The 10,669-nt window shown below is 60.7% G+C and carries 9 protein-coding genes; 6 read left to right on the top strand and 3 right to left on the bottom strand.

The window, feature by feature from the left end; genetic code table 11:
- The 3 genes from QFZ57_RS21580 to QFZ57_RS21570 form a co-directional block, all read right to left on the bottom strand.
- Nucleotides 1–298 (bottom strand): hypothetical protein (locus QFZ57_RS21580; RefSeq protein ID WP_306901989.1); only part of this gene is annotated, 298 nt, incomplete at its 3' end.
- Between the two features lie 517 nt (nucleotides 299–815).
- Nucleotides 816–965 carry a hypothetical protein gene (locus tag QFZ57_RS21575; RefSeq protein ID WP_306901988.1) on the bottom strand — a complete coding sequence of 50 codons (150 nt, stop codon included), beginning with the start codon at nucleotides 963–965 and terminating at the stop codon, nucleotides 816–818.
- A 181-nt stretch (nucleotides 966–1,146) separates the two neighbouring features.
- Complete coding sequence (locus tag QFZ57_RS21570) at nucleotides 1,147–2,082, bottom strand: DUF4192 family protein (RefSeq protein ID WP_373461336.1); 936 nt, start codon at nucleotides 2,080–2,082, stop codon at nucleotides 1,147–1,149.
- A gap of 1,667 nt (nucleotides 2,083–3,749) precedes the next feature.
- Here QFZ57_RS21570 and QFZ57_RS21565 point away from each other — a divergent pair.
- From QFZ57_RS21565 to QFZ57_RS21540, 6 genes are all read left to right on the top strand, one after another.
- Nucleotides 3,750–4,082, top strand: coding sequence for a hypothetical protein (locus QFZ57_RS21565; protein WP_306901986.1), 333 nt, complete (start codon nucleotides 3,750–3,752; stop codon nucleotides 4,080–4,082).
- Between the two features lies 1 nt (nucleotide 4,083).
- A complete protein-coding gene (locus QFZ57_RS21560) occupies nucleotides 4,084–4,389 on the top strand; it encodes a hypothetical protein (protein ID WP_306901990.1) in 306 nt (101 codons plus the stop codon).
- Nucleotides 4,390–4,654: 265 nt separating this feature from the next.
- Nucleotides 4,655–5,902, top strand: a complete 1,248-nt coding sequence (dcm, locus tag QFZ57_RS21555) for a DNA (cytosine-5-)-methyltransferase (RefSeq protein ID WP_306901984.1) — start codon at nucleotides 4,655–4,657, stop codon at nucleotides 5,900–5,902.
- 100 nt (nucleotides 5,903–6,002) lie between these two features.
- A complete protein-coding gene (locus QFZ57_RS21550; RefSeq protein ID WP_306901982.1) occupies nucleotides 6,003–7,253 on the top strand; it encodes a type II restriction endonuclease in 1,251 nt (416 codons plus the stop codon).
- Between the two features lie 209 nt (nucleotides 7,254–7,462).
- Nucleotides 7,463–9,166, top strand: a complete 1,704-nt coding sequence (locus tag QFZ57_RS21545; RefSeq protein WP_306901981.1) for an ATP-dependent nuclease — start codon at nucleotides 7,463–7,465, stop codon at nucleotides 9,164–9,166.
- Nucleotides 9,159–10,529 (top strand): UvrD-helicase domain-containing protein, encoded by a 1,371-nt coding sequence (locus QFZ57_RS21540; RefSeq protein ID WP_306901980.1) that lies wholly within the window; start codon nucleotides 9,159–9,161, stop codon nucleotides 10,527–10,529. Before QFZ57_RS21545 ends, QFZ57_RS21540 begins: the two co-directional genes overlap by 8 nt.
- Nucleotides 10,530–10,669: the final 140 nt, after the last annotated feature.

Below are 10,669 nucleotides of genomic sequence, written 5' to 3'. Positions count from 1 at the left end.
ATTGCGCCCGCTGGCTGCGGTAGTAGGTCGTTTTCACGTCCCCCTCGCAGTAGGAGGCGACTCCAAACAGGCCACCGATAGTGTCAGCTGTCCGCGTGACGGCGATCATGACGTAAGGCCATTGGCCTAAGTCCCAGCCGTCGCAGCCCCACACTCCAAGGACTGCCCAGCCTTCTGCTTCAATCAGCTCCATCCAGTCGTAACCGCCGTTTTCGTGGTAGTCACGAAGGACGGAAACCTTCTCAATTGCTTCGTTGGTGTCGGCCGTAGTCACGGTTTCGGTAGTGATGGCGTTCATGGTTTTTGCATCCTTTGCGGGGAATGGTGGCGGGTGGGGCGATCAAGGTGACCGGCCAGCTCCCCTCTCCCCCCGTTGTTTTTGGCTGCTGGCGAAGCTTGCGGAGCTGTGGCCGACGGAGGCCTGTCTACCCGCAGGGCAAGGGGTAGGAAATTCCCGGAGGAAATCAGCGACGAAGGAGCGCCGGAGGGAAATTCCTGCACCGCAGGCCCCCGACGGAGGAGGGGCTAGACGGGCCGGAGCGGACACGTACAATCCGTCAGGACAGCAGCCAAAAAGCGTCGCAGACACAAAAGGGCCAGGGCAGGCCGGAGCTCTGCGACGGACAGCACTGGCCCCCACAGCCGGCCGCGCCAGCGGACGCCCGATCCATTGGTGAGCCCTGCGAACCAGCCCGTCCGCACGCGGTTTTGTACGGAGGCTAGCTGCCAGTTAGCGAGGTGTAGCCGGCCCCCGTTATGGTGCCAGCTTCTGTTTCCTCAGCAGAGATTAGAGGCAGCGTGATCGCTGCCGGATGTCAGTAGTCCAGCGGTGATTTGTCCCAGGAGATGTCGACAGCTGAGGAGCGCGTGGGCATGGTCAGCATTGACAGCTCCAGAATGTCCTGGGCGTGAGTTGCACCTTCGGGTGCAACGTCGTCGGCGGTGAGCATGAAATCGTGGCCCACGATGCGGCCCCCCTTGGTGTTGAGCGATGGCTTTAGCCTCTCACTGTAGCCCGGCTGCAGTCTCTGGCGTTCGTCTTGGGGCAGCGCCCGCGCCAGCGTCTACCGCGGCCGGAGGAGCCCTGGCGGGGGAGGCCGCCCGCCAGCATGAGGGGCCGGACGCCTCGCCCGGCCCCTCATGGTCTTAGCGGTGCCGCTTGTATGCGGTGGCCGCGTCCTGCGCGACAGGGGCGATGGTTCCGCGCTTCACCAGCTCCTCCATCATCTCGGCAAGCCGGTAACCGGGGGTGTCCTCGATCGCGAGGTTGAAGTGTTCAACGGCGATGGTGGCTTGTCCCTTGAGGTATGCCAGCCACCCAATCAGTGTCAGCAGCGGGGCACGGTAACCCTCCGGGGTTGCTGCAATAAGGGTCCGGGCCACGTCCTGCGCCCGGTCCACTTCGTTCCAGTCCGGCGCGATGCCCTCACCGATCAGCAGATTTCCGCAGTCCTCTGCGTTGGGCCGCTGGGGATCAATGACGTTCACGAACATTGCGTCCCGCAGGTCCGGGCGCTGGAAGCATGCCAGCAGCTCGGCTGCCTTTTCCGGGTCCGGGCAATCTCCCCGGCCCAACACTTCGGCCCACAGGGCCCGGCCGGTGTGCAGCTCTGCTGCGAACATGGCGGGCATTGCCTCCCTGATTAGCTCGGCTGTTTCTGCCGGGCCGGTAAACGGTGCATAGGATGTCCCGGGCGTCTTTTGATAGCTGCTCCCGCGAAAAACCAGTTCCGCGTTCAAATGGCCGTCCGTGATGGAGTCCAGCGGTTCGGGCGGGCAGCAGCCGGCTTCACTGTCGCACAGCAGATTCCGCCAGTGCTCAGCGGTAACCAGCCACGCATCCTTCAGCGGGGTTCCTGCTGCCTCAAATTCCTGAATTACAGCCTCGATGTACGAATGGAACGGCCGCGGGGCGGCACCGGCCGGACTATTCGTGTAGACGGCCAGCAGAACGGACGTGGCCTGATTGTCAGCCGCGAGATAGGACACCATCGCCCGCGCGAAAACACTAGGGTCTCCCGCGGCCGGGGCATCCACCCTGAGGGTGGCGCCCAGTGCTTTGTTCCGCAACGTCAGGAACACGAAAGACTCCTGCGGGACAAAGCCCAGTGCGTGCGGGACGAAGCCGAGGATATCGGACGGACGGGAAATGCGAATTGCATCATTCATGGTTTTTGCATCCTTTGCGGGGAATGGTGGCGGGTGGGGCGATCAAGGTGACCGGCCAGCTCCCCTCTCCCCCCGTTGTTTTTGGCTGCTGGCGAAGCTTGCGGAGCTGTGGCCGACGGAGGCCTGTCTACCCGCAGGGCAAGGGGTAGGAAATTCCCGGAGGAAATCAGCGACGAAGGAGCGCCGGAGGGAAATTCCTGCACCGCAGGCCCCCGACGGAGGAGGGGCTAGACGGGCCGGAGCGGACACGTACAATCCGTCAGGACAGCAGCCAAAAAGCGTCGCAGACACAAAAGGGCCAGGGCAGGCCGGAGCTCTGCGACGGACAGCACTGGCCCCCACAGCCGGCCGCGCAAGCGGACGCCCATCAACTGGTTGAAGCGCAGCGAAAACCAGGCTTGGCGAGCGTAAAATGAGAGCGTCCTCCGTCACCGGCCGTTTCCCCCAGTTGGCCGGTGACGGCAGGGCCTAAAACTCCACGGCAACCTCCTTGTGTGGGATGCTCGAAGGCGTAAGCAGCAGGATGTTTGCAAAAAGCAGCGGGCTCGCATTCCTTGGAATGCGAGCCCGCTGCATTCTTTCCCAAGGGATCCTGTCCGCGTTGGTAGCGTAGGAGCGTCTCGCCAGTTGCAGCGGAACTCGGGGGAGTTCTCCTCCTGGCGGGACATCTATTTCAGAGGGGCAGGGGTATGGGACTGGGAAGCTTTTTCAGGAGAGGCCGGACAGCGGCGGGCGACGCGGCTGTTTCAAGAGCCGTCGTTGAGCCGCAGGCGGAGGAACCTTTGACGCCCGCAGAGCTGGCGGACCTCCAGGAGGCATGGGCAGAATTCGCCGAAGCGGCTAAATGTTCAGGGGTGAACGGTGTCCACGCCTGTACGCGTAACGGCAAGCCCTGGCAGGAGGACCCAGCGAGCGTGCGGAGCATGGCCGCCATGCTCCGCAGCTTTCCGGCAGAGGACTCCTCGGCGGACACAAAGCCGGCGGGCTAAGACCGGGCCAGCAGCTCGGGAGCGTTTGCTCGTTAAGAGCGCGTTCCGCGTGGAAAGCAGAGCGATGACCGCTGTCAGCAGGCTCACGACCGAAGTCGTGAGCTTGATCAGTTCGTCGATGCTCATGTAGCCACCTCCCTCCTGCCCCGCCGCCCGAGGCCCCCACTGTCGCAGCCGGTCGAGGGTGGGCCGTCAACCCCGAAGAGTGCACGGGCAGGGCCGCGAAATAAGGGAGCCCTGGCGACCGCGTGGCCCTGGACGGGAGCGTGGGTTGACGGGTCGGGCCCCCGGACGGCTACGATCAGTGGCCTTGTACGGAGAACAACCCAGCCACATGTAAGGCAAAACAACGCTTTTACAGGCCGGAGCGATGCGCAGGACCTTCTCTTGGGTGGAGCGCAGCGGAGCCCATGGCATGAGGGACCGGGTTGTGCCCACTGGGGTCGGGTGGAGCCCTCCGCACAGCTCAGGCTGTCCCCATTGGCGTGCAACCCGGCCTTTGTCGTACCCCTCCCCCACAATGAAACCTGCGGCTTAGACGGCCGCTTTTTGTTGGCGTGTCTATTCGAATATATGTTCTAAGGTTGTGTTATGGGACCGGAGCAAGCTGCCGCGCTGCAAGCGCAGTACGCGCGACGGGCCGGCCCGATTGGGCTGACCGTGGAAGAGCTCGATTTTGAGCACTTCCCGGCCAAGAACGGGTATCCGGGGATCCCTGTGAAGGCGTGGATCCGGTTCCCGAACTGCGCAGAACTGGTAGACGGGGAGGTATTCGCGTGGACGGCAAAAGCGGCGGAAGTGACGTGGAAGGACGGGCCGGTCACGTACCGGACTTGGGTATGGAGTTCGGCGGTCACCCGCCGGGAAGAAATGATGAACAGGAATTTGGGAGAACGGACCAGCCGTGACAACAACAGCAAGTGAAATGACCCTCGACGCTCCCGTCGACATCCGGTTCACCCCCGCCGGCACTCCCCTCGCGGTCCGGTACGACGGCCGAATATGGGTCGTCGCTGCAGAGCCTGTGCGCTGGTTCAGCCGTTCGGACTGGTGGAACACTGCCAAACGCGCGCCGGTTGGAGTCGGGAACCTGGTGGACATCGAGCACTTACAAGTCCAAGTGCGCTTGACTGCAACATCGGCGCTTCGAACCTTCGAACTGCGCCGCGATCCACTATCAGAGCAGTGGCTGCTCGCCGGCATCACCGACACCGGAGCGGCCGCGGCCTAGACCCATTCAGCCGAAGGCATGAGGACCGGCGAAGCGGGTGGCAAAAAAGAACCCCACGCGAATCCAAAGGACTCAAGCATGGGGTTCTTCGCTGCTTTACAAATGGGGGGATGCAAAGAAGCTCTCGCAATTTTACCCGCCCATTGCTGAGGCCGCGAACTGGACCTAGCAGCGGCCAAAGTCACGCCACCCAGCCCGGCGCGCCGCCCCGGCTCTGGGTCAGATATACGACAGAATGTCGGGTGAACAACCCAGATAGGACATGATGGACAACGCAAATACACTCCTTGCCCAGGCCCGTGCACGGTACACCCAACGTCAGCTCGCGGAGCAGCTCAACGTCTCAGATCGCACTGTAGCGCGCTGGGAAAGCGGCGAGACCGCCTGCCCCACAATGCTCGCGCCTGCGCTCAAGGAACTGCTGGGCCTGCGGACAGCTGCGGGTGCGGATGATTTCAAGTTCATTGATCTCTTTGCCGGTATCGGCGGCATCCGGAAGGGCTTCGAGGCCCACGGCGGCCGCTGCGTCTTCACCAGTGAGTGGAACAAGTACGCCGAAAAGACCTATCTGACCAACTTCCCGGACGACCAGGAAGACTCCCACACCTTCGTCGGGGATATCCAGCCTTTCCCCGCGGAAGAAGTCCCGGACCACGACGTTTTGCTCGGTGGTTTCCCCTGCCAGCCCTTTTCCATCGCGGGGGTAAGCAAGAAGAACTCCCTCGGCCGCCTGCACGGGTTCGAGGATGCCACCCAGGGCACCCTGTTTTTCGACGTGGCCCGCATTATCAATGAAAAGCGCCCGGCGGCGTTCATGCTCGAAAATGTCAAAAATCTCCGATCCCATGACAAGGGACGCACCTTTGCCGTGATCATGCAGACTCTTGAGGAGGAACTCGGGTACGAGGTCCACACGAAGGTCATCGACGCGATCAACTTCACGCCCCAGCACCGGGAGCGAATCATCATCGTCGGCTTCCGCGAACCCACTGACTTCAGCTGGGACGATCTGGAAATCCCGCCGGTGGGCCCGAAGCTTCACACCATCCTGCACAAGACCGACGGGACCGAACCATTCCTCGAATGGGACGGAGACCGGTTCTTTGACCACGAGAATGATGAAGTGCAGGCCAAGTTCACGCTGACGGCCAACTTGTGGGCTTATCTGCAGGCGTACGCTGCCAAGCACAAGGCCGCCGGCAATGGCTTTGGCTTCGGACTGGTTCACCCGATGGGAACCTCACGGACCCTCTCCGCGCGGTACTACAAGGACGGCTCAGAAATCCTCGTCTCACAGGACGGGCTTCGTCCTCGCAGGCTCACGCCCCGTGAGTGCGCGCGCCTGATGGGATATGAGGACACCTTCAGGATCCCGGTGAGTGACACCCAGGCCTACAAGCAGTTCGGGAACAGCGTCGTCACGCCCGTGATGAGTGAGATTGCCCGGATCATGACCCCGCACGTACTCAAAATCGTGAACCAGCCGGCCACAGTCGAGCCCCTTTCTGCCTGACCTGCCTCACGTCCGCGGCCGTGTCGCGGTGACTGTCGGAGACGCCACCGCGATACGGTCAATTTCGGCGTGCATGTCTGGTTTTTAGCGTGGGGGAAGTATGGATTTCGGTGACCTGGCTGACCATTTCGACGGAGTAGCTGCCAAGATCCTCAGCACCGTCGAAACGGTCGGGAGGAGTTCAAATCAGCATGAACTCGACGGCGTTAAAGCCCTCCAAGGGCTCTTTGGGCGCCCCACGGAAAGGCTGGTCATTCCGACGCGCTTCCTGCTCGTATCTGACGAGACCGATGAGCCGGTCGCAGAAGATGGAACGCTGACCTTCTACGATGCCCGGCTGAACACCCCCAACCGGTCCGAATACCGCCTGTACTACCCGGCATCGGTAGACGCGATGAAAATGGCGCAGCCTGGTGACATCGTGTTCATTGCAAAGCAAAAAGCCGGGGGCGCCCTGTTTATCGTGGCCCCGTCCGGGTCCAGCATCGCCGCCCAGCTGGACTGGCTCTTCGGCACAGATGTACTGGAGCGCCATGGCTTTTCCGTCCGCGCCGGGCTAGAGGCTGGGCACGACAGCCTGGGCCTGACCGCCATGTACCTCCTGGACATGCTCGGCATCGCCATTGAACCAGCCAACGACGCATGGCTCGACCGGATCTTGGCCAAATTCGGACCCCGATTCCCGACCTCAGCCGAATTTGGTGCTTTCGCCCGTTCCACTCTCCCTGACCTTCGTCCGGCCGACGACCCCGATATGGTGCTGATGGCGTGGATGGAGCAGGAAGAAATACTCTTCAGAACCTTGGAACGCCATCTCGCCACTGACACTCTGGATGCCCTCTACAGCGACGGGCACGTGGACGTGGACCGGTTCATTGAGGTGTCCCTCTCCCTGCATAACCGACGTAAAAGCCGCGCCGGGAAGGGACTGGAGAACCAACTCATCGCCCTCTTCGATGCTTTGGATGTCCGCCACACCTTCAATCCGGTGACGGAAAACCGGGCACGCCCGGACTTTATCTTCCCCAGTATCAACGAATACCGGGACCCGAATTTTCCGGCCCTCGATCTGACCATGTTGGGAGTCAAGACCACGTGCAAAGACCGATGGCGGCAGGTCCTCAGCGAAGCAAAACGCATTGAGGACAAGCATTTGCTGACATTGGAGAGCCCTATTAGCCCGGCGCAGACCGATGAAATGAAGGACCACAGGATCCAGCTCGTCATCCCCCGTGCTCTGCACGAACCGTATAAGCAGGAGCAACGGCAATGGCTGATGAGCGTTGAGGACTTTGTTGTCATGGCTAGGGAACGCGATCGGCAAGGGCCGGCGCAGTCAGCTCTCCTCTGAAGGCCCCATTACTGCAGCTGGCAGAACAGGTAGTTTGCTCGACTCAAAGAAGTGCTCCCAGTTCCGTCTTGCTTTTTCATCTCCACATCCACAGGCAGAGTTGCATTTAGTGTGAAACTCAACGGCGAAACAGAATCGCCCCTCATTCCCATAGATTGAACAGAGCAAAGTGGTGGGCACTCACGCCCTAATTGAAAAGGGCAGAAAGCGTGCAAATACACGACGTTCTCATCGAGAACTTCCGAGGGATCCGGCAAATGGAATGGCAGCCGGGCACCGGCATCACGGCCTTGGTTGGGCCCGGCGACTCCGGCAAGACGACCATTCTGGATGCTCTCGGCCTGCTCTTTTCGCCCCGATGGAGCCATACCTTTACGGACAATGACTTCCACGGTCCTTCTACTGCAAATGCAGGTCTTCTTATCCGGGCAACCGTAATTGACCCCCCAGCCGAACTTCTCGGACTCGACGCTTTCATGAACTACGTACGCGGCGTGGATCCAACTACCGGTGCATTGGTCGACGAGCCAGATACTGAAACACCGGCCCTGACAGTCGAGCTTCGGGTTGACCGTTACCTCGAACCGGTTTGGCAGGTAATCGCTGATCGACAGAACACGCCAGGTGTCCTTCGGGCGTCCCACAGAGCAGCGTTCGGGGTGGTCAGGGTGGGCAGCGATAACATCACTGACCTGCGCTGGTCGCGGACCTCCGCGCTCCTCCGAATGACAGGGGCGGAGGATCAGCGTCCCACTGGTCAAACGCTGATTGAAGCATCAAGGGCGGCGAAGAGCGCCACGATCAATGCTTTCCATGAACTCACGGGTATTGCCGAGAAAGTAAAGACGCAGGCTCGCCTGCTGCGCGGTATACGGGCTGAAGCGACTCTTTCGGCAGCGCTCAATGCAGACTCTTTTCAGCTCGGAGAAGGCGCAGTTTCTCTTCACAGCGGTGATGTCCCATTGGAACGTCATGGACTCGGATCCCGGCGCCTCACCGGCATCGCGGTGCAGCTGGCAAACTCCGAAGATGCACGTGTCCTCCTCGTTGATGAGTTGGAGTCCGGCTTGGAGCCATTCCGGATTCGGCATCTGCTTCGCACACTCGCGCTCCGCACCTCCGATAAATCCCCTCTTACGCAGGTCTTCGTGACCACCCATTCCCCTGTCGTACTTCGTGAGTTGAAGCATTCAGACCTGGCCGTCGTCCGAAGCGAACCACTGCATAGGACCACTGCAGTCGTCCCCGGTGTAACCTTTCAAGGCGCTCTTCGGAAAAATGCCGAGGCGTTCCTCGCGCCCTGCGTCCTGATTTGTGAGGGTGCCACCGAAGCCGGATTTGCCCGGGGTGTCTACGCTCACGCTGAGGGAAACGATCTGCATCTAATAACAGCGGTGGCCACCGCAGATGCCGGCGGGGACGGAAACTTGGTCTCTTATGCGACTGCATTCGCCGATCTCGGCTACCGCACAGCGGTCTTCTGTGACAATGACACGAAAACCGACCTGTCGACTTTGCCTTCAACTACAACCCTGATCAGGTGCGACGAGTCAAAATGTACGGAACAGCAGATCATCGAGTCCCTCTCTGCAGAAGGGCTGCGTCAGGTTCTGGTACACGGGATGGGGAACTCCTCACGCCAATCCGTCACTGCTGCCCTCGCCTCCAGAGAATGTCCGACATCTGTCACCGACAGAATTGTGGCAGCTGAAGCCGTTCCGGATACTCAGCTAGCTGCTCTCCAAAACGCCCTATGGCGCCTCGCGAAGAAGGAAGGGCCCAATTGGTTCAAGTCGACAAGCGGCGGTGAATTGCTTGCGGAGATCGCGCTGAGCGACAGCCAAGCAAAGACTGTTGACTCTCCTGCCGCCCGAATCGTCCATGAGCTCCTCGCATGGGGGGCCAGTGTCTGAGGCAGTGGACCTGGCCACTCTTGGCACAGGAGCCGTGGTGGCGCCTGCCGGCCACGGCAAGACCTATTCCATCGGTCGTACCATCGAGAACCACCCTGAGCTCCGCATCCTGGTTCTTACACACACGAACGCCGGGATCGCAGCACTCAGGCGCAGCGTTGCATCTCAGGGCCGTAACCGGCCGCGCATAGAAACGATCTCCGCATTCAGTCTCAGGCTCGTACGCGCCTTTCCCGCCCGCGCCGAGTGGAAAGAGGGCGATAGACCCGATCTTGCATGCATCCAATCAGCCGCTCTACGGGCGCTAAAAAGTAAGACAGTTGTCGATGTAGTGGCAATGGGGTTTGATCTCCTAATTGTCGATGAGTTTCAGGACTGTAGTGTCGAACAGGCACAGACCGTGGAAGTCCTGTCCGGTGTCATTCCGACCGTCGTTCTCGGGGATCCGCTGCAGGCAATCTTCGATTTCGGCGCCGCCCCTTCCGCGGCGTGGAACGGTTCCACCGAAGTCCTCCCCCTCCTGACCACATTGACAACGCCCCATAGGTGGAAAAATACGAACCCAAGTCTTGGTGAATGGCTTGCACTGGCTCGGGCCGACCTGCTGGCCGGGCGGAGACCCACCGCCAGCCCTCATCCTCTGGAGTTTGTGTCATTGGCGCGTGATGCTTCGCAGGGCGGCTTGTCCTCGCTGATCCCCCGACACGGGACTACCGCGATAATCTCCCCGGACCATGCGAACATCAACGCATTGTCCGGAATTGCGCGTTCGTATAAAGGGCGGGTTCGTGTCGCGGAAAAAACGGATCTGTCTGAGGTCCGGAAAATTGCGCGGACCTTGGATAGCTCATCAGACCGAGCCGCGGTCCTTGTCGCACTCATCGCGTTCGCGGCACAGACCAGGACAGGCGTCTCCACAGCCGTTGTCCAGACCCTCAAGAAGAATCTAACGACAAAAGGGACAATCAGCCGGTCAAAACAACCCATCGTTCTCGCAGCTGCTCGATACCTCGCCAACGGAAGCGCAGCTGCTGCGCTCAGCTACTTCCGTCACCTTATAAACGGCCCCGGCGGATACAACTACAGACCACAGCTCCAAAAACTCTTCATTAGCGCGCTATCCATGAACCAAGCGAGCCAGGAATCGACCGTGGAAGAGTGCGCTGCGCAGTTGATCGAGCGGCTGAATCACCGCTCATCTTGGCAACCATATGGGACAGTTGTCGGCACCACACTCCGGCTAAAGGGCTTGGAGTTCGACAACGTAATTGTTCTCAACCCGAAGACGATCACGGCACCCAATCACCTCTACGTAGCATTGAGCCGGCCGACCAAAAGGCTGATCGTAGCTACGACTGACTGATCACGCAGCGAGGAAACGGTTGTCACCAGACAGATTCACCCTCACTCCGGCGATGCTGATCGTATCTGTACGTGACCGCTGCTCGCTGCAACGCGGTGGACTCGCAGGACATTCGGACGCTAGGTGCACCTCTCTCCCTC

This window comes from Arthrobacter sp. B1I2 (assembly GCF_030816485.1).
Classification (GTDB): domain Bacteria; phylum Actinomycetota; class Actinomycetes; order Actinomycetales; family Micrococcaceae; genus Arthrobacter.
Note: the sequence above shows the minus strand (reverse complement) of the source record. Positions and strands in the feature narration are given on the sequence as shown.